Genomic DNA, 19258 nt, shown 5'->3' on the forward strand with positions numbered 1-19258 from the left:
TTTTTTTTTTTTTTTTTTTTTTTTTTTTTTTTTTTTTTTTTTTTTTTTTTTTTTTAGTCCTTTAGTCTTAAAAATATTCTAAATTTGCACCTAAAAAAATGCTACCCACCGGTAGCATTTTTTTAGGCACTAAGCTTTTCAAAAGCTATAATGCCTTTTATTATTAAATTTTACTTACTTAAAGCTGATAATTTTTTTAAGTTCACTAATTTTGTCTCATCATCCTTGCTGTTTAAGATAAACTTTCCTGTAGACTTATAGTTATCTCCCTCAGCGGTCTGTATTAGGCTATGTCTGACATAAATCATAGAGTAGTCAACCTTGCTAAAGCTGTATGTGATATCGGCGATTGCCTCTTTTTCTCCATCAAGTGTCTGCCCTAATGCAAGTCCATTCATACCAAGTCCAAACAGTCCATCTATCATAAATACAAGCTGATTGCTTTGTCCTTGAAAGGTAAAATCATAGGTTGTAGGTGTTTCTTTGAATGTAAAGTAAGGCTGATTTTTATTTGGTATTGCTTTTTCTGCCGCAAATAAAAATGCTCTCACTGCCTCAATATAACTGCTTTCAGTATTAACTTGTAGTGCATTTTCGTCCTCTTTAGCATTTTTATCTGTCTTTTTAGGCTCAACGTATTGTTTAAATTCTTTGTCATTTTCCTGCTTGATGAAGAATTTATTTTTTGACATATCAAGGTAATCTTCTGATTTAACTCCATCTATATTGGAGCTGTCATACATCTTGTCTATTAAAAGATTGCCTTTTTCACCTTTTTTTGCTTGATAAATAATTTCATTGGTGATTTTTACTATATTTTTATCTCCGTATAATACACCCTTAGAGTCAATCCTGCTCACCTCTACATCATAGGTGGAGCTGATGTTTTTAACTGTATCAAGAGCTTTTTGAATGTTTGTTGTGACAGTTATATAGTCTTTTTTGCTATTTGCTTGGACTAGTTTTTTTTCTTTGTCGTTTAAGTTTGTAATGCTCACTCCCGCTTTATCATCTACCATTACAACCGCTTTTTGTGTATTAGTAGCTGTTGTACTTTTTTGTGCATCAGTACAAGCCGGTACACCCAGCATCATGGTCAAACTCAAAGCAATGGTCAAAATTTTTCTAAATTTCTTCATGTATAATGCCTTTCTAAAATTAATTATAATTTTTTAAAAATATAAGACTTGTTTTTTATTGATATTTTTTATATTCTATATCGTAAAGATTACTTTTTCAATATTATCAAATCACTTTTAACATTATCTTAATAAAAGGAAAATTTATGAAAAAAACAGTTTTTATTACAGGTGGCACTAGAGGTATAGGTAAAGCCATGGTCTACGAATTTGTCAAAAGGGGATATCTTGTAGGTTTTAGCTACCTTAACTCCGATGCTGCCGCCAAAAATATAGAGTGCGAATTAAATCCTGCCAAAGATGGCTCTACACACAATTGTATAGGATATAAATGTGACGCAAGAGATTTACAGCAAAGCGCCGATACCTTGCAGGCTTTTACAAAAATTACAGGTAGGCTTGACTGTCTAGTTGCCAACGCTGGGATAGATATGTACGGTCAAATAAACGATGTGACAAAAGAATGTGTTGAGGAAATTTTTTCCTCAGACGTATACTCTGTAATTTTTGCCTGCAAGGAGGCGGCAAAGTATATGGTGTCTCAAAAATACGGCAAAATAGTGACTATTTCATCAATTTGGGGTATCACCGGCAGCTCATGTGAGAGCTTGTATTCTGCTGCAAAGGGTGCTGTAAACGCCTTTACAAAGTCGCTCGCCAAGGAGCTAGGTCCATCAAATATAAATGTCAATGCGGTAGCTCCCGGTGTGGTTATGACTGATATGATGAAGGATTTTGACTATAATGATATACAAAATCTAAAGGACAGGTCTGCACTAAATTCTGTATGTCAGCCTGAAGATATCGCTAAGGTAGTAGCTTTTTTGTGTGAGGACAGCTCTAGTACAATAACAGGACAGATAATCTCTCCAAACTGCGGTATACTGATTTAGTGCTAAAAATATGCCTAAACTAAAAATAGAACCTTGATTGGTTCTATTTTTATATACATGATTATTTTTACCTTATTTATTCTACTTTTTGCTCTTTGAGAACTTGCACATTACCTTGGACTATTCTATATGACAGTACGTCTTGTTCATTGAATGAATTGTGAATTTTTAGCACAAAAACTAAAAACAGCACTGTAAACAGTACAAGCATTATTATATCTGAAAATAAATGGTTTTTTCTTCTTGTTTTGGTTTTATATAAATTGGACAACATAGCTCATCATCCTTTTATTATAATAAAAACGTTCAAAAAACATTTACCTGCTCATTTATTTACTATATTTCCAGTATTTCATATTTTATTCAATTTTTAAAAATAATTTTTAGCCCTCTTCTTCAAACCCGCTATTATACAATGAACTGTATATGCCGCCTTGCTTTAGCAGCTCCTCGTGGTCTCCTCTTTCGACTATTTTGCCATTTTGCAGCACTATTATTGCATCTGAATTCATTATAGTTGATAGTCTGTGAGCTATTACAAAGGTTGTTCTGCCCTTCATTATCTCATCCATGCCCTCTTGCACTATTTTTTCTGTATAAGAGTCTATGCTTGAGGTCGCCTCATCGAGTATCATTACAGGAGGGTCACTGATTTCTGCTCTAGCTATGGATAATAGCTGTGACTGCCCTGAGGAAAGGTCGGACTCTGTGCCTGAAATAACTGTGTCATAACCATCTTTTAAATTCATAATAAACTCATGTGCCTTTGCTCTTTTTGCACCTTCGATTATTTCTTCATCCGTTGCGTGCGGTGCACCAAATTTAAGGTTGTACTTGATAGTACCTGTAAATAGGTTGGCGTCTTGTAGCACCATTCCCAGTGACTTTCTTAAATCGTCTTTCTTTATTCGTGATATGTCTATGCCGTCATAGGTTATCACGCCACTGTCTAATTCATAAAATCTGTTTATAAGGTTTGTTATGGTTGTTTTACCTGCTCCTGTCGGCCCTACAAAGGCTAGCTTTTGTCCCGGTTTTGCAAACAAACTTATGTTTTCTAATACATATTTTTTTCCATCGTAGGAAAAGTCCACGTCTTTAAATCTTATATCGCCCTTTAACAAGGTATACGGATTTTCTGTATTTCCCTTGTCGTACCAAGCCCAAAGTTTACATCTATTTTCACATTTATTTATTTTACCGTTTTCGTCTACTTGTGCATTTACAAGCTCTACTGTGCCTGAGTCTGTATCAGGAATTTCGTCCATAAATTCAAATATTCTTCTTGCTCCTGCAAGGGCAAGCACCACTTGGTTTATCTGTTGTGCTACTTGGTTCATAGGTCCTGATAGGGATTTTGACAATTGTAAAAAGGCTGCTATAATTCCCACGCTCACCGGGATTATCTTAGTAATTGACAAATATCCGCCTACTATGGCTAACAAGGCATACTGCAAGTTGCCTATAGACATAAGTGTCGGCATTAATGACAAGGACAAAAAGTTTGCTTTGCTTGTGTGAGAAATCAGTCTTGTGTTTATTTGTCTAAAATCCTCTATTGCCTTATCTTCATGGTTAAATACTTTTACAACCTTCATACCTGCCATCATTTCTTCGTCAAAGCCATTTTGCTCCGCCAGTATTCCCTGTTGCTGCATGAAATGCCCTGAGGATTTTGAACCCACCTTTTTTAGCACTAAAAACATCAAGCCGACTGTTAAAATCACAACCATTGTAAGTGGTATTGACTGTATAAGCATGGTTACTATTACAAAGGTTATCGTCATTGCTGATGAAATAGCTGCGGGCAGTGTATTTGATATCATTTGGTTCATTGTCTGTATGTCATTTGTGTAAAAGCTCATTATGCTACCATGGCTATGCGTGTCAAAATATGATATCGGCAAGGACTCCATGTGTTTAAACATGGCAAGTCTTATATGATTTATTGTGCCCTCAGCTACATACACCATTATTCTTGAGTATAAAAATGATGCTAGCACACCTATTAAAAATATTATGCCTACTTTGGTAATAAAGGCATAAAGAGCTGTATAATCAGGATTGGTAAGCTTACTCATCGATATGACATAATTATCTATTAGTTTTCTTAAAAACACTGACATTATTACGTTTACAAGGGTTGAAATTGTTACGCAAAACGCTACTATTATTAACTGCTTGCTGTATAATTTCCAAAGGATAGCTAACAGTTTTTTTGTGGCAACTTTATTTGTATATTTATATTTTTGTTTTTCGTTATTTTCTTTCATCAAAGTCGCCTCCTTTTCCAGAAAGCTCTGCTATATCTTTGTAGATTTTACTTGTGACAAGCAGCTCATCGTGTGTGCCTAATGCCTCTATTTTTCCTAGGTTCATGACGGCTATATAATCGCAAGATTTAAGGGAGGTAATTCTTTGGGAGATTATAATTTTGGTCATGTCAGGCATTATTTTATTAAGAGCATTTATTATATTTTTTTCTGTATTATTATCCAGTGCTGATGTGGAGTCGTCCAAAATTAATATTTTAGGGTTTTTTAATATTGCCCTTGCTATGCAAAGTCTTTGTTTTTGTCCTCCGGAAAAGTTTGAGCCTCCTCTTTCTACTTTGGCGTCCAGTCCTCCTGCCGCATCTACAAAGTCCTTTGCCTGTGCAATTTCTAACGCTCTATTTATTGTTTCGTCGTCTAGGTCTTTGTTTGCCCATTTCATGTTACTTCTTACTGTACCTGAAAATAGTACATTTTTTTGTAAAACTACTGCTACATCTTCTCTTAGTGAGTATAAGTCGTAATCTCTGACATCTACTGTGCCAACCTTTACCGCTCCTGAAGTAACGTCATAAAGCCTTGCAATCATATTTACAAGTGTTGATTTTGATGAACCTGTCGGTCCTATTATACCTACATAATCGCCTGACTTTATGTCTAGGTTTATATCTCTTAGTACCGGTTTATTTTTATCTCCTAAATATGAAAAATCCACATCTTCAAATCTGATGCTACCGTCTTTTATTGTAGCTAGTGCGTTGTCCTTGGATTTTATATCTGTTTGAACATCTAGGACTTCTTTTATCCTCCTATGAGAATTGCCGGCGATTGTAAGCATTACCATTATCATAGACAGCATCATCAAAGAAATTTGTATTTGGATAGCGTATGTTATAAGGCTCATCAATACTCCTGTTGTAAGTAAGCCGTCTATAATCATTCTTGCCCCTACCCAAGCTAGGATAATGACTATCACATATGTTGTCAGCATCATAGCAGGGTTGGTAAGTGAAACTAATTTTGTAGCAGCTACAAAGTCGTCTCTTAATCCGTTTGATACTTTTGTAAATTCATCGATTTGTGAGTCCTCTTTTACAAAGGATTTTACTACTCTTATGCCATTTAGGTTTTCTGATACAAATAAATTCAAGTCGTCTATTTTTGCAAATGCTTTATCAAAAATTTTATACGCACGTCTTGTAATATAAACTATTGCAATTATCAAAAAAGGTATTACAAACATAAAATATTTTGCAAGCTCAGTAGACTGCCTAAATGCCATTATAAATGCAAAAAGAAACATTAGCGGTGCTCTTATGGCTATCCTTATGCTCATTTGAAAGGCTTGCTGCACATATTGAACATCTGAGGTTAGCCTTGTAACTAGTGAGCCTACTTTAAACTCATCAATATTTTTAAACGAAAAGCTCTGTATATTTTCAAAAAGTGCCTGCCTCAAATTCCCCGAAAAACCGGCTGATGCCTTGGTTGCATAATAACCTGAGCCTACTGCGGTTAAAAATGAAATTATTACCATAGCTATCAACATCAGTCCGTATTTAAATATCGCATCAATATTTCCCTTTATTATTCCTTGGTCTATTATAAGGCTCATGACGTACGGAATAGCTACGTCCACTATAACCTCTATAATAACTAGCAAGGGAGACAATATAGCGTACTTTTTATTGTCTCCCATGTATCTAATCATCGTTTGATACATTAGCTCTCCTTTCCTATTTTGTTTTAATTTTATTTATTTATACCCAACAAATTTTAGTTTACGAAATTTGCAAGTTCAAATTGAACAAATTTTTATTAAGTCAGGTCTATCTTCTATGCTTGTGCTGTAAGTTCTTTTATTCTTTGCTGTATTATTATGTTTCTTGCTTTTACGCCTTAGTACTTCTGGAATATCAAAATGGGCTTAGCGATAGGTTTGCATTCCATAGTTCATTATATAGTGTTTTAGTGCATGCCATATCATTTTCGTTGAATAATTTGTGGCGTTTTGCATATCCTGTGCAAGCATCAAATGACCATTTATGTTTTTTGACTTTTTCACACACCCAATTTACAAATGGACTATCTTCAGTTAATTTATGCTCTTTGTGACACCTTGAGCGATTTACTTCATATGCAAATTATTATTACTAATTTTAACACAGAATTAATAACTGTGATATCACTTGGAATAAATATTGATGAAATTTTTCGTTGGCAACTTGATAATGTCATGAAAATTATTATGCATTTGCTTACAATAGCTGTTATTCAAGAAATGGTTACTATTTTTAGCAACCAATATAGTTATTGATTTATTGATGAATAGTATTACAAATTTAATTGCTTGTTTTAAATTTCCAATTGCTAAATTATTCGATTTTAATTTAAAATATACTCAAAGTTTTTAAATTTAAAGGGTTGACAAATATTTCAGGGGGTGGGTATAATATATTCAAACATAATGATTTTTTACAAAAAATTAATATAAATTAAAACGTAAAAATATGTAGTTATGTGAAAAAAATATCATTAAAAAGTCGAATATAAAATAGCTTTTTAAAAAATATATTAAAATTAAGAAAGAAGGCAACAAAAATGAAATCTATACTTAAGAGACAAAAATATGAGAACAATCATTTAGCAACAAATGCAAATAATCGTAAAGGTAGTGTAGGCGGAAAGTTGACAATATTACTTTCAATTATACTTCTTGTGGTTTTAGGAGCAAAAACAATTTATGATTCAGCTCATAATTATAATATTGCAATAAAAAACGCTGAAAGTAATAAATTACAAGAGACAAGAAAATATGCTGAAGAAATAAATACTAAGACAACGGTAGCTTATGCAGCGACAAAGGATTTAGCACTTTTTGTAGAAAATAATATGAATAAAACTCCAATAAATGAAAGAAACAGACAAGAAATACTTGATTTATTACCAACAATTGTTGCTGGAAATAAAAATATAGATTCAATAGGTGTATATTTTAAGCCAAATGCTTTTGACGGAAAAGATGTAAATTTTGTTAGCAAAGATAATCCAAAAGGTTTATGTATAGGATTGGCTACCGATGATAAAAACGTAGTTCAATTTGCTGACCATGAGGGAAAAGATTGGTATGAAGAGGCATTAGAAAAAAAGATGCCAGTTTTGAGTAAACCATATAAAGATAACAATAAATACGCAGTAACTTATTCAATGCCAATAATTTCAAATGGACAAGCAGTTGGTGTTGCAATAGCAGATATTAATATAGATTCAATACAGACACAGTTAGAAACTGAGACCAATAAAGATCCAAGAGATTATAAAGTCCTTTTTTCAAACGGAGGCATTATTTTAGCACATTCAGCTAAACCGGATATGATTGGCAAGAATATTTTGGAAATAGACGGTAATAGAAAATCTGTTTTTGATGAAGTACATTCTGGTAAAGAAGTAATTAGAGATGGAAAATCAGCTTCAACTGGAGATAAAGTTAAAACAATTTATGTACCAGTGAATACAAATACAAATAAGGTTTGGGCAATTGAATCATCTATAGCATATAATTATTTTACAAAAGGTGCAAAAAATAATATGATTACAAATATTGTTTTAAATATAGCAGTGATTATATTCATTGGCGCTTTAATAATTATATTTATGAAAAAACACCTTACAAAACCACTTACAATCATTGATTCTGCAATTACTAAGTTGTCAAATTATGATTTGAATTTAGAAGAAGAAAAGTCGAAAGCAGCTTACTTTATTAATAACAATGATGAAATAGGAAATTTAGTCAGAAATATGAGTAGACTACATGGTAATTTAAGAGATATAGTTACAAATATTACATCCCATGCTCAAAATACAGCGGCAACAGCAGAAGAATTAACAGCAACAGCACAAAGTACAACATCGTCTGCACATGAAGTAGCAAGTGCGGTAAATAACATAGCAGAAGGAGCAACAAGCCAAGCACAAGATACACAATCAGCAGCACAGGATATAGATAACTCATCAATTCTGTTATCAAAAATGCAAAAATCATTAGATGAACTTAACGAAACTATAAAATCAATAGAAGATAAAAAAGAAGTAGGACTAGAAAATCTAAAAGAATTACTAAAATATAGTGATGCAGTCGGAAAATCCTCTGCATCTGTTTCTGAAACAATAGGACAAACAAATGAGTCAGCCGAAAAAATATCAAAAGCAAGCGAAATGATACAGTCAATATCAGACCAGACAAATCTGCTTGCACTAAATGCGGCAATAGAAGCAGCCAGAGCCGGAGAAGCGGGCAAAGGGTTTGCAGTAGTAGCAGAAGAAATAAGAAAGTTAGCAGAACAATCAGCAGGCTTTACAGATGAAATAAGACTAGTAATAACAGAATTAATAGATAAAACAAAAGAAGCTGTAAGTTCAATGCAAATAGCAGCAGAAATAGTAAAAAAAGAAGAAGAAAAAATGGATGAAACAAAAGACTCATTTGTAGCAATATCAAATGCAGTAGATGAAGGAAAAGCCAAAATAGTAGATGTAAATGAAAAATCAAGAGCGGTGGAAGGAAATAACCAAGGGATTGTATCCGTAATACAGAATCTATCAGCAATAGCAGAAGAAAATGCAGCAACAACCCAGCAAGCAAGTGCATCAGTAGAGACACAAGTGCAATCAATATCAGATATATCAAAAGCAAGCGAAAGCTTAGCAGAGATTGCTACAAATTTACAAAATGAAGTATCAAAATTCCAACTATAAAAAAACAAAACGGCAGTATTTGGAGTGTTTCTCTAAATACTGCCGTTTCTTTAGGTTCTATAATATCTGTTGAGGGGTAAACCTCAGCAGACATTATAGAACCTTATAATTTTATACTAATATACCTTTAAAATCGTAGTATAATAAATTTATATCTCACTTATCCATTTTCTTAATGTTATACTTTTTACCATTTCATTCGTTAGCTTATTTATTGTTTTGCATAATCTATTTTACACTACCTCAAAACAAAATAAGCCAAATGTCCTTTTTATATCCTATATTTTTGATTATAGCAGTTTTAATAACTATATTTCAATGACATACGGCACGATTTACTCATTATCACCCATCCAGTGACCGACTTGCCATAACTTTTAAACTAAGACTAAAATTTAAAATAAATAATGTGGATATCAAATATTTTTGATACCCACATTATTTCAAATATAAAAAGGTTATTAAATATATGCCTTTTTACAAAAATCACCATTAAGTATTTTGTACACTATATAACACATAGGGATAATCATAGCTATAGAAACTACATTTACTACAGTTGCCCCTATGCCTGCCGGAACAAAATCCTGCAATAGTCCCATAAGGTTATTTGCCATATGCAGAATAATTGTGAATAATAAATTTTGCTTCTTCTCATAAACTATACCGGCTATAATTCCCATAATAGATGCATATACAATTGCAACAGGATTCATATGATAGATACCAAAGATTAATGCTGAAACTATTATTGATACCCAAGCAGGAAATACCTTTCTAAATGAGCCAAGTACAACTCCCCTAAATATAACTTCCTCAACAATAGGGGCAGCAATTACTGCACTTAAGAACACTCCATGTAGGCTTCCTCCACCAATCATCGCATTTCCTTCTTTCATAGCAGCAAGCTGTGCCTGAAACATAGGTATCTTTCCTGCAATCGTAATCCATATAAAGGATAGACCTGAGGCTCCGACACCTACTGCAAAGCTGAATCCTATATCCTTTAGATTAAGCTTGGTTATTAACTCATCGCCATTTCTTTTTACTAACAGCTTATATATGACAAAGAATATAATTAACTGTATTAAAGCTATAAGAATATCTGAAAGATACATAAATTCGATGAACTGCTGCATAGGTATCTTCAAAATTCCTAAAAACAGTTCGAATGCAAGCACATTTAGATACTTTGTTAGATAATAGTATGCTATAATCGAAAGTATAGGTAATGCTATAAATCCAATTTTACACCACAAATTTTCATTATTTTTAGTCATGGTTTGCCTCTAAATTATTTTTTCTTTAACTCTGCGATTTTCTTTTCAATTTCATCAATCTTTTCAAGATCTTCGTTAATAGTCTTAATCTCATCCTCTGTAAAATCAGCCTTTGATGCCTCTAACTGCTCTTTTAAAAACTCAACATAAGGCTTTTCAACATTTTCTTCCGCCTGATCCTTCTTTATTTTTGAGAATAACTTATTCCAAGTATCCTGATTTGCCGCAAAAATTTTGTTTTCTTCTTCATAAAGTGGTGCTGTAGGGTCATCATTAGCAGCTGACTGTTCTGAAGTTACTGAAGAAGTTACACCGTTTCCAGCCTTTATCTCCTCGATTACCTTAAGGATTTCTGCCTGCTTCTTTACATCTTCAATAGCTCCTACTATTGGATCTCCAATTATATTACCATTCTTATCAACTATAACACTTGTAGGGAAGCTGAATATCTTTCTAACATACTCGTGGTCATTTGGAAGGATAAGATTTCTATAGGTTACACCCTGCTTTGAAAGTATATCCTTTGCCTCTGCAAGTCCCTTTTCATCACTTGCTGTACCTGCATTTATACCTATAAACTCTGCACCCTGCTCTTTAAGCTTTTTACTAAACTCTTCAAGTGCAGGCATCTCGTTTACGCAGGCTGAACAACCATTAAACCAAAAATTAACAAGTGTTGCCTCATTTTTGCTAAATAAGCTTTCATCAACATCATTTCCATCAAAATCCTTACCCTTAAAGCTAGGAAACTTCTCTGCGGCAGCTTTATTGCTGCTTGCCACAGTCTTGCTTCCAGTCGTCATACTTCCTGAGTTATCTTTGCTGCCACAAGCTGTCATTGTTGTTGCAAGCATTGCTGTTACCATAAATACAGGTAAAATTTTCTTAATTTTCATCTTTGTTTTCATTGTTTTTTTCTCCTTAATTTACACTTTTTATTATTTTATTATTTTATTATTTTATTCTTGTTAAGCTCACGAGCCTTTTCAAGCAATTTCATTTTTTCAGGTCCCCAGTTTACACTGATTGCCTTGGTAGGACAGACCTTCACACACTCTCCACAGCGGATACATTCCATATGTGCAGTATTTTTAGTAATGTCTACATCCATCTTACAGGTTCTCGCACATTTTCCACAAGAGATACAGGTATTTTCATCAACCTTATAATGAAGGAAGGAAACCTTATTAAACAAAGCATATATGGCTCCTAAAGGACATATCCATTTACAAAACGGACGATAAACCATTATACTAAGCACTATAATGCTTATAAGAATCATCAGTTTCCAAGTAAATAACTTGCCAAGTGCTGCCCTGATAGCCGGATTGGCAATTGACAACGGTATGCCGCCCTCCAGTATTCCCTGTGGACAAATATATTTACAGAAATAAGGCGAGGCAAGTCCCGCTTTATTATTCATAAATGTCGGTAAGATAATAACTGCAACTACTAAAATTATATACTTCGTATATGTTAGAAACTTGAGCTTCTTAGTTCTAAATTTTTTGCCGGGAATTTTGTGAAGCATATCCTGAAACCAGCCAAATGGGCAAAGGAAACCGCAAATAAATCTACCAAGCATCATCCCGAAAAAAATTAGTATGCCAGTGATATAGTATGAAAAGCTGAATTTTGAAGAGCCTACCACAGCTTGAAAAGAGCCTATTGGGCAAGCTCCGGTCGCTCCCGGGCATGAATAACAATTAAGTCCGGGTACACATACTTGCTTAACTTTTCCGTTGTATAAAACTCCTTTTAAGAAATTTGGAAGATGGATATTTGTAAGTAGCGTAGCAAACATCTGTATTGAATTTCTTTTTTTTAAAAAATTTTTAAACGAAAAATTCTTTTTATTATTTATTTTTGCTCTATCCAATTCCAACACACTCCAAACACAAACGAATAGCTTTTTCTAATACAGTTTCTACTTCTCCTCTATATGCACCAAAAGCTATAAAGGCAACTGATACAATAATAAACAGTAGTTGTAAGAGTGATTTAGATTTTAATTTGTCTTGAAAAATACCTAACACTTTTTATACCTCCTTGTTTTTAATTTTGCTGATGTGATGAGTATATCAAATTGGGTATAAAATTTTTGTTAAGAAAAATAATAACTTTATAATCATTAAAAAAATAAATATTATATATGTCTTTACCAAATTTCATATTTAGATATGTTATAATACTTTTATTCATTTATAAAACAAAGGATTTAACAAATATAAAGGAGCGAATAATTTGCGAATATTAGTTGTAGAAGATGAAAAAACACTTTGTTTAGCAATAGCAAAAGGACTCAGATTAGATGGGTATGAAGTTGATGTCAGTTATGACGGTGAAGAAGCATTAGATATGGTGATGTCTGAAAGCTACGATCTTGTTGTTTTAGACTTAAATCTTCCAAATATGGATGGTATGGAAGTTCTTGAAAATATTAGAAAAGAAGATAATGAAACTACAGTACTTATACTATCAGCAAGAGGTTCAGTACAAGATAGAGTTGAAGGTCTAGACAAAGGAGCAAACGACTATCTCTGTAAACCGTTTCATTTTAAAGAGCTTGAAGCAAGAGTTAGAAGTCTTACTAGAAGAAAATTCATACAAAATGACATAATTATTAAATATAATGAAATTTCTCTTGATACAAAAACGCGTAAAGCATTTATAGGGCAAGAGGAACTTGCTCTTACACGTAAGGAGCTTGGATTATTAGAATATCTTATGTTGCATCAGGATAGACCTGTCAGCCAAGAAGAACTTATTGAGCATGTATGGGATGCAAGTGTAGATAGTTTTAGCAATTCTATCCGTGTACATATTTCTGCATTACGTAAAAAATTAAGAGCAAGTCTCGGTTACGATCCTATTACAAATAAAGTTGGACAAGGATACAAAATAGGAGGTGCATCGGAATGAAAAAAACTCTTTCTCTTCAGTGGAAGCTTACACTTACTACTGCCCTCTTAGTAATAATAGTGTGTCTTACTTTGAGTTATTCAATAAGTAAAACAGCTATTTTGTATATGGATGAAATAGAAAACTCTGTAATTGCAGTGTTTCCAAAAGAAATATTTAAAAACCCTTCTTCAGAAAATATAGAGCTAAATATTGATCCTTCTGAAAATATTTCCGAAAAAATTAAAGATACACAAAGCGGTTTTTGGGGCAAAAGTTTATTAATAACTGCTATTATCACATGCATAAGTAGTATAATTGTATATTTTTTAGTTGGATATTTTCTAAAACCTCTAAAAAAATTTAATAAACAACTACAAAATATTCAAGTAAAAAACTTGCAAGAGCCAATTCCCTTAACAAGTAACTCTGTTGAAATTGTAAAAATAACTGATACATTTAATGAGATGCTTAAAAGAATAAACGATGCATTTTCTGTACAAAAACAATTTTCGGCTAATGCAGCTCATGAACTTCGCACACCAATCGCTGTAATGCAAACACAAATTGAAGTTTTGAAAAAAAATGACAATTCAGATATTTCTGATTATAAAGATGTAACAAATATGGTTGCAACACAAACTGAACGCTTATCTCAAGTAATAGATATTCTTTTAGAAATGACACAACTCCAAACGGCAGAAAAAAGGGATATTATATCACTTTACGAGCTAATAGAGGAGGTTATTTGCGATTTATCAGCGGTTGCAGAACAAAAAAATGTAGAAATTATACAAAAATCAGGTGATACGAAACTATTAGGCAATGAAATGCTAATATACAGAGCTATATATAATTTAATAGAAAATGCAATTAAATATAATATAGAAGGTGGAAATGTTTCTGTTGAAATTGAAGAAGATGAGAAATATGCCAAAGTAATTGTTATTGACACAGGAAAAGGTATAGATAAAAATAATTGGAAACAAATATTTGAACCTTTTTTTAGAGTAGATAAATCAAGAAGTAGGTCTATGGGTGGAGCAGGTCTTGGTTTGGCTCTTGTGAAAGAAATTGCCCTTAGACACGCAGGAGATGTTTGTGTAGTTAATAGTAATAACAATGGTACAAAAATAGAACTAAAGCTTTTTAAACATTAATATCTAAATTATTACGGTTAGAATAATTTAAGGAGCAGGATGTATGAAAAAAAATCATATATATAGCAGATGATGAAAAGAATATTAGGGAGCTTCTTAAAGATTTTTTGAATGATGATTATGATGTGGAAATTTTTTCTATTTAGTATAACTTATCCAGCTTAACCTTAGCTAAATTGTTCCCTTGGAATAATTATAAGCATTTTAAAGATTGGAGTCACCGCACATTATCTATTTACAATATTGGATTAATTAGGTAAAATATAGTAATAGAATAATTTATCAATTTCTCTTCAAATTGATATTCATCAAAGAGGTCAATATGGATATAAAAAATTTAATTGAGGCAGCATTTGCAGCTAGAAAATTTGCCTACACTCCCTACTCACATTTTTGCGTAGGTGCTGCACTTCTTGCCAAAAATGGAACTGTATACAAAGGCTGTAACATCGAAAATTCTGCCTATACCCCATCAAATTGTGCTGAAAGAACTGCGTTTTTTAAAGCGGTTTCTGAAGGAGTAAAAGAATTTGACGCAATTGCAATTGTAGGCGGTTTTGAAGATATCAAGGACGGTGACTTTGACTATACCCCTCCTTGTGGTGTATGCAGACAAGTCATGAGTGAGTTTTGCGACTATGATGACTTTAAAATAATTTTAGCCAAAAACTCAGAGGATTACAAAATATATTCACTAAAAGAACTTTTGCCACTTGGCTTTGACAAGTCAAATCTTAACTTACAATAGGCTGGCATATACAAAAGCTAAAAACTTTTTTTGAAAATTAAGAAAAATATTTAAAGGCTTTTTTATATCTCAAATAAGAGATTTAACTATCACATTCAGCTCAACCCAGCTCACTTTACCTTCTTTGATGAGCAAAAAAAGTTATTTATAAAAAATATTATTAAATAAAATAATTATACAAGATGGAGAATATTATGAACAATACACCTACACCTCACAACGCTGCAAAACCTGGAGATATCGCCAAAAAAGTGCTTATGCCAGGAGACCCGCTCAGAGCAAAATTTATCGCCGAAACATACTTAGAAAATCCGGTATGCTTTAATACAGTTAGAAATATGTTTGGCTATACCGGCACATACAAAGGACAAAAAATCTCCGTAATGGGCGGAGGAATGGGTATGCCGTCTATTGGCATTTACTCCTATGAGTTATACAATTTTTATGACGTAGACCAAATCATAAGAGTCGGCTCAGCCGGAGCACTTAGAGATGACGTACACGTTATGGATATAGTTGCAGGCGTTGGAGCTTGCACAAATTCCAACTTCGCAGCAAACTATAATTTACCCGGCACATTTGCTCCTACAGCAGACTTTGAATTACTTCAAAAAGCCAGCCAAGTAGCAAAATCCCAAGGCAAAAAATTAATCGTTGGAAACATACTATCATCAGATGTTTTCTACAATGATGATAATGCTGTAAATGACGCTTGGAAAAAAATGGGCGTAATAGCAGTAGAGATGGAGGCAGCCGCCCTATACATGATAGCTGCAAGAGCAAACAAAAAAGCCCTTTGCCTACTTACTATCTCAGACCACATTTACCTAGACGAAGCTATAGACGCAGAGCAAAGACAACTAGGCTTTGGCTCAATGATGGAAATTGCGTTAGAGGTATAAAAATTAAATTTACATTTTATTTGCTTTGTAAATATCATTTATAGGTGACAATATGTCAAGAAAATATAGCGACCGGGAAGTACAGCAATGGTATGAACATCGTAGCTGCTTTTTAAGGAACTTATACTATAATCCTGACGACACAAATATAATTGTGCCAAAAAAGCGTTCACGTTTCAGCGGTTACTCTTACACCTTTAATTTTGGCAATCCAAAAGGTATATTAGCTTTTGTTATTATGATATTTTTAATAATTTTTCCAGTTCTTTTTTTAGTACAATTTGATTAATACTAATATAACATAATTTTTCAGAAAGGAATATAAATGGCTTTAAGAACTATTCGAATTGACGGAGACCCCATATTAAGAAAAAAATCAAGAATAGTAGAGGAAATCAACGATAAAATTCGTGACCTAATACAAGATATGAAGGATACCATGTATAAAAGCGAAGGCATAGGACTTGCCGCACCTCAAGTCGGTATGCTAAAAAGAATAATTGTAGTAGACGTTACCCAACCTGACCTTGAAAATGTTGACGAATCCATACCAAAAGGTCCAATCGTACTAATAAATCCTCAAATCATCGAAGCTGACGGTGAACAAATAGGCAGTGAGGGTTGTCTGTCAGTGCCAAACTTTACCGGTAAGGTTAAACGTCCACAACATATAAAAGTAAGAGCTAACAACGAAAATTTTGAAGAAGTCGAGTTTGATGCCAAAGACTTATTCGCAAGAGCAATCTGTCATGAGATAGACCATCTAGACGGGATACTTTACAAAGATAGAGTCATTGGTAATTTAGAGTCACTAGGAGATTAAATCGTATATGAGAGCTATTTTTATGGGTACACCAGCTTTTGCAGTCCATTCCTTAGACACCCTTATAAACAAAGGTGTTGAAGTAGTCCTTGTTATCACTCAGGAAGATAAAAAACAAGGTAGAAAAATGAAACTGGAAATGAGTGATGTCAAAAAAAGAGCCTTAGAGCTTAACTTAGAAGTTTACCAGCCTCACAGAGTGAGAAGTGAAGAATCAGTTCAAAAAATAAAAGCCTTAGCACCGGATTTGATAGTGGAAACCGCCTACGGACAGTATATACCAAAGGAAATAATTGACATTCCAAAATACGGCATAATCAACGTCCACCCATCCTTACTACCAAAATATAGAGGAGCTACCCCTATAAATCAGGCAATATTAAATGGAGATACAGTAACCGGTGTCACAACAATGCAAGTTGATGAAGGTATGGATACCGGCGACATAATCCTATCTGATGAAATAGAAATTGACGCTACCGATACCGCACAAACCCTAAGTGAAAAACTAGCAGTCCTTAGTGAAAAAACTCTAGGCAACACCATAAATATGCTACATCTAGGTATACCTTTAAATGCAAAACCCCAAGACGACAGCCTAGCTACAAACACAACCCTAATAACTAAAGAAATGGGGCACATAGATTATACCAAATCAGCCGATGAAATTATAAACCATATCAGAGGTTATCAGCCATGGCCTTGTGCATATAGCTTTTTAAATGATAAAAGCCTAAAAATTTACAGTGCCGTTAGCACCGGCATTAAATCTAAACAAGCTCCAGGTACAGTTGTGTCATCAGATAAAGCATTAATTGTATCTACCGGCACAAATGACATAATAATAAACGAACTACAATTAGCAGGCAAAAATAGAATGAATACCAGTGATTTTCTTAGAGGAAATAAAATCGAAATCGGTACAGTTTTAAAATAATATTTGATTTTAAAGAACACATTTTTAATGAGATAAAAAAGCCGTACAGACTAAAAATGAACGTGCTTTAATATATGTAAGATTTTTAAAGACTAACCCCCATACCTTGAGCCACCACGATAAATGAAATATATTTAACTTTCATAGTAACCCTGATTTAAATGCAATTGTATTTTCCTTTTGGCAGTTTTTTCGCTACACTCAAAGCATTAGCAATCCCGCTTGTCAAACACAACTGCACCTTTTCAAACATAGTGATTTTTTAAATAAATAACAGTATAAAAGCTTATTAGAAATGAAGTAAAAAAAGGCTTACCTAACTCATAAAGTTAGGTAAGCCTTTTTAAATGTGTTTCTATTTCAATCCCTTATGTAACTCTTTGGAGCTAATGGGCGGGATTGAACCGCCGGCCTGCTGATTACGAATCAGCCGCTCTACCAACTGAGCCACACTAGCACCTTTCGACTGACCATAGCCCACTTTCTATTAAGCAAGCCATCCCAACCGCTGCAAGAAACATTATATGAAATAATTATTAAATTGTCAACCCCCTTTTTGCAGTTTTTATTTCATTTCACAAACAATTTTTCTTAATGTCTTATAATATTTTAAATTTACACCCTATAAATTTTTTTCTAACTTGTAAAATTAAAAACCTGCCTTATTAAAATTACTTAAATCAGGTTTTTTACATAATTTAATATTTTTTTTAATTTCAAAACTTATTTTTCAAATTTACATTTTGAATTTTGACACTTGCTCTTGCAAATTTTGAGCCAAGTTTCTGACGTATCTATGATATTGTGTATAGATTGTGTCTGTGTTTCTACAGACGCATTTGCCTCCTGTGTAGTCGCTGCATTTTCTTTACCTATAGCTGACAAGTTTTGTGCATTTTGTAATATTTCTACTAGCAAATTCTTTACGTTGTCGCTCATTTTTTCGCCGGCTTTTATGATGTCTGCTATTTAGTCACCAAATCTGATGTAATGAACTAGTTTTTGTCTGTCATCTGCATCTCTAAAGTCATAGTTAGACAATTTTTCAAATGCTCCTGAAAGCAATATAAGCGGTTTTGCTACGACTTTTTGCACAAGTAGATATATCAAGACTAGAAGAACTATTAGTGCCACTACAGTTGAAATTATGTTTGAAAGCACCATAGCTTTTGCATTTTTTACAAAATTCTCGTATTTATCTGCTATACCATAGCTCCAAGTTTCGCTAGTACCATCTATAGTAAATGGCGTATAATTTGCATAGCAATGAAATCCTTTGTTTGTTTTGTAAATTTGATTGGTGATGTAATCAAATTATACTTCAAAAAAGGGGGTCATTGCTATTTTTATTTAAAAAATATTGAAAATGTTTGAAATACTAAGTTATTAATATATATCAGTGGTGTTATTTTTGACACTCCCGACACATATTAGGGGAGTATAA

The 19258-nt window shown here is 33.1% G+C and carries 19 protein-coding genes and 1 tRNA gene; 9 read left to right on the forward strand and 11 right to left on the reverse strand.

From position 1 onward, the window contains the following. Positions 1-170: 170 nt before the first annotated feature. Positions 171-1139: a hypothetical protein gene (locus BBG48_RS09300; protein ID WP_147292845.1), complete on the reverse strand. Its 969-nt coding sequence runs from the start codon at positions 1137-1139 to the stop codon at positions 171-173. A 146-nt stretch (positions 1140-1285) separates the two neighbouring features. Here BBG48_RS09300 and BBG48_RS09305 point away from each other — a divergent pair, with 146 nt between their 5' ends. After that, positions 1286-2032 carry an SDR family oxidoreductase gene (locus tag BBG48_RS09305; RefSeq protein ID WP_068912211.1) on the forward strand — a complete coding sequence of 249 codons (747 nt, stop codon included), beginning with the start codon at positions 1286-1288 and terminating at the stop codon, positions 2030-2032. Positions 2033-2108: 76 nt separating this feature from the next. Here the strand turns inward: BBG48_RS09305 and BBG48_RS09310 are convergent, their stop codons facing one another. The 3 genes from BBG48_RS09310 to BBG48_RS09320 form a co-directional block, all read right to left on the reverse strand. Then, the gene (locus BBG48_RS09310; protein ID WP_068912213.1) at positions 2109-2306 is read right to left on the reverse strand and encodes a hypothetical protein; all 198 of its coding nucleotides are present in this window, start codon (positions 2304-2306) and stop codon (positions 2109-2111) included. 109 nt (positions 2307-2415) lie between these two features. After that, the gene (locus BBG48_RS09315; RefSeq protein ID WP_068912215.1) at positions 2416-4305 is read right to left on the reverse strand and encodes an ABC transporter ATP-binding protein; all 1890 of its coding nucleotides are present in this window, start codon (positions 4303-4305) and stop codon (positions 2416-2418) included. Continuing rightward, positions 4292-6028: an ABC transporter ATP-binding protein gene (locus BBG48_RS09320; protein WP_068912216.1), complete on the reverse strand. Its 1737-nt coding sequence runs from the start codon at positions 6026-6028 to the stop codon at positions 4292-4294. Before BBG48_RS09320 ends, BBG48_RS09315 begins: the two co-directional genes overlap by 14 nt. A gap of 878 nt (positions 6029-6906) precedes the next feature. On the opposite strand from BBG48_RS09320, the gene BBG48_RS09330 reads away from it, so the two are divergent. Next, entirely contained in the window at positions 6907-9063 is a 2157-nt protein-coding gene (locus BBG48_RS09330) for a methyl-accepting chemotaxis protein (RefSeq protein WP_068912219.1), read from the forward strand. Between the two features lie 461 nt (positions 9064-9524). Here BBG48_RS09330 and BBG48_RS09335 read toward each other — a convergent pair whose 3' ends face one another. The 4 genes from BBG48_RS09335 to BBG48_RS09350 are packed head-to-tail and all read right to left on the reverse strand — an operon-like array spanning position 9525 to position 12379. After that, positions 9525-10343: a CPBP family intramembrane glutamic endopeptidase gene (locus BBG48_RS09335; protein ID WP_068912221.1), complete on the reverse strand. Its 819-nt coding sequence runs from the start codon at positions 10341-10343 to the stop codon at positions 9525-9527. Between the two features lie 14 nt (positions 10344-10357). Beyond that, positions 10358-11251, reverse strand: a complete 894-nt coding sequence (locus tag BBG48_RS09340; RefSeq protein ID WP_243446777.1) for a TlpA family protein disulfide reductase — start codon at positions 11249-11251, stop codon at positions 10358-10360. Between the two features lie 38 nt (positions 11252-11289). Continuing rightward, complete coding sequence (locus BBG48_RS09345; RefSeq protein WP_330410374.1) at positions 11290-12222, reverse strand: 4Fe-4S binding protein; 933 nt, start codon at positions 12220-12222, stop codon at positions 11290-11292. Beyond that, positions 12215-12379: a CD1871A family CXXC motif-containing protein gene (locus BBG48_RS09350; protein WP_068912223.1), complete on the reverse strand. Its 165-nt coding sequence runs from the start codon at positions 12377-12379 to the stop codon at positions 12215-12217. Before BBG48_RS09350 ends, BBG48_RS09345 begins: the two co-directional genes overlap by 8 nt. Before the next feature lie 208 nt (positions 12380-12587). Here BBG48_RS09350 and BBG48_RS09355 point away from each other — a divergent pair, with 208 nt between their 5' ends. The 7 genes from BBG48_RS09355 to fmt all read left to right on the forward strand — a co-directional run bounded on the left by BBG48_RS09355 (position 12588) and on the right by fmt (position 17814). Then, on the forward strand, positions 12588-13265 hold the full coding sequence (locus tag BBG48_RS09355; RefSeq protein ID WP_068912225.1) for a response regulator transcription factor: 678 nt from the start codon (positions 12588-12590) through the stop codon (positions 13263-13265). After that, positions 13262-14404: a sensor histidine kinase gene (locus tag BBG48_RS09360; protein ID WP_068912227.1), complete on the forward strand. Its 1143-nt coding sequence runs from the start codon at positions 13262-13264 to the stop codon at positions 14402-14404. The genes BBG48_RS09355 and BBG48_RS09360 overlap by 4 nt, the downstream gene beginning before the upstream one ends. Positions 14405-14726: 322 nt before the next feature. Then, positions 14727-15152: a cytidine deaminase gene (cdd, locus tag BBG48_RS09370; RefSeq protein WP_068912229.1), complete on the forward strand. Its 426-nt coding sequence runs from the start codon at positions 14727-14729 to the stop codon at positions 15150-15152. Between the two features lie 194 nt (positions 15153-15346). After that, a complete protein-coding gene (gene deoD, locus BBG48_RS09375) occupies positions 15347-16054 on the forward strand; it encodes a purine-nucleoside phosphorylase (protein ID WP_068912231.1) in 708 nt (235 codons plus the stop codon). A gap of 52 nt (positions 16055-16106) precedes the next feature. After that, entirely contained in the window at positions 16107-16343 is a 237-nt protein-coding gene (locus BBG48_RS09380; protein ID WP_068912232.1) for a hypothetical protein, read from the forward strand. Between the two features lie 36 nt (positions 16344-16379). Beyond that, on the forward strand, positions 16380-16877 hold the full coding sequence (def, locus tag BBG48_RS09385; protein WP_068912234.1) for a peptide deformylase: 498 nt from the start codon (positions 16380-16382) through the stop codon (positions 16875-16877). 7 nt (positions 16878-16884) lie between these two features. Further along, positions 16885-17814 (forward strand): methionyl-tRNA formyltransferase, encoded by a 930-nt coding sequence (gene fmt, locus BBG48_RS09390; RefSeq protein ID WP_068912235.1) that lies wholly within the window; start codon positions 16885-16887, stop codon positions 17812-17814. Positions 17815-18195: 381 nt separating this feature from the next. Here fmt and BBG48_RS09395 read toward each other — a convergent pair. The 3 genes from BBG48_RS09395 to BBG48_RS09405 all read right to left on the reverse strand — a co-directional run bounded on the left by BBG48_RS09395 (position 18196) and on the right by BBG48_RS09405 (position 18978). Next, a tRNA-Thr gene (locus BBG48_RS09395) sits at positions 18196-18271 on the reverse strand. Between the two features lie 266 nt (positions 18272-18537). Continuing rightward, positions 18538-18753, reverse strand: coding sequence for a hypothetical protein (locus BBG48_RS09400; RefSeq protein ID WP_068912237.1), 216 nt, complete (start codon positions 18751-18753; stop codon positions 18538-18540). 30 nt (positions 18754-18783) lie between these two features. Next, a complete protein-coding gene (locus BBG48_RS09405; protein WP_068912239.1) occupies positions 18784-18978 on the reverse strand; it encodes a hypothetical protein in 195 nt (64 codons plus the stop codon). Positions 18979-19258: the final 280 nt, after the last annotated feature.

The sequence above is a fragment of the Criibacterium bergeronii genome, assembly GCF_001693775.2.
GTDB lineage: Bacteria > Bacillota > Clostridia > Peptostreptococcales > Filifactoraceae > Peptoanaerobacter > Peptoanaerobacter bergeronii.

Coding starts and splice junctions, on each gene's coding strand:
- BBG48_RS09300 (WP_147292845.1), bottom strand. CDS start 1,139: ATGAAGAAATTTAGAAAAATTTTGACCATTGCTTTGAGTTTGACCATG.
- BBG48_RS09305 (WP_068912211.1), top strand. CDS start 1,286: ATGAAAAAAACAGTTTTTATTACAGGTGGCACTAGAGGTATAGGTAAA.
- BBG48_RS09310 (WP_068912213.1), bottom strand. CDS start 2,306: ATGTTGTCCAATTTATATAAAACCAAAACAAGAAGAAAAAACCATTTA.
- BBG48_RS09315 (WP_068912215.1), bottom strand. CDS start 4,305: ATGAAAGAAAATAACGAAAAACAAAAATATAAATATACAAATAAAGTT.
- BBG48_RS09320 (WP_068912216.1), bottom strand. CDS start 6,028: ATGTATCAAACGATGATTAGATACATGGGAGACAATAAAAAGTACGCT.
- BBG48_RS09330 (WP_068912219.1), top strand. CDS start 6,907: ATGAAATCTATACTTAAGAGACAAAAATATGAGAACAATCATTTAGCA.
- BBG48_RS09335 (WP_068912221.1), bottom strand. CDS start 10,343: ATGACTAAAAATAATGAAAATTTGTGGTGTAAAATTGGATTTATAGCA.
- BBG48_RS09340 (WP_243446777.1), bottom strand. CDS start 11,251: ATGAAAACAAAGATGAAAATTAAGAAAATTTTACCTGTATTTATGGTA.
- BBG48_RS09360 (WP_068912227.1), top strand. CDS start 13,262: ATGAAAAAAACTCTTTCTCTTCAGTGGAAGCTTACACTTACTACTGCC.
- cdd (WP_068912229.1), top strand. CDS start 14,727: ATGGATATAAAAAATTTAATTGAGGCAGCATTTGCAGCTAGAAAATTT.
- deoD (WP_068912231.1), top strand. CDS start 15,347: ATGAACAATACACCTACACCTCACAACGCTGCAAAACCTGGAGATATC.
- BBG48_RS09380 (WP_068912232.1), top strand. CDS start 16,107: ATGTCAAGAAAATATAGCGACCGGGAAGTACAGCAATGGTATGAACAT.
- def (WP_068912234.1), top strand. CDS start 16,380: ATGGCTTTAAGAACTATTCGAATTGACGGAGACCCCATATTAAGAAAA.
- fmt (WP_068912235.1), top strand. CDS start 16,885: ATGAGAGCTATTTTTATGGGTACACCAGCTTTTGCAGTCCATTCCTTA.
- BBG48_RS09400 (WP_068912237.1), bottom strand. CDS start 18,753: ATGAGCGACAACGTAAAGAATTTGCTAGTAGAAATATTACAAAATGCA.
- BBG48_RS09405 (WP_068912239.1), bottom strand. CDS start 18,978: ATGGTGCTTTCAAACATAATTTCAACTGTAGTGGCACTAATAGTTCTT.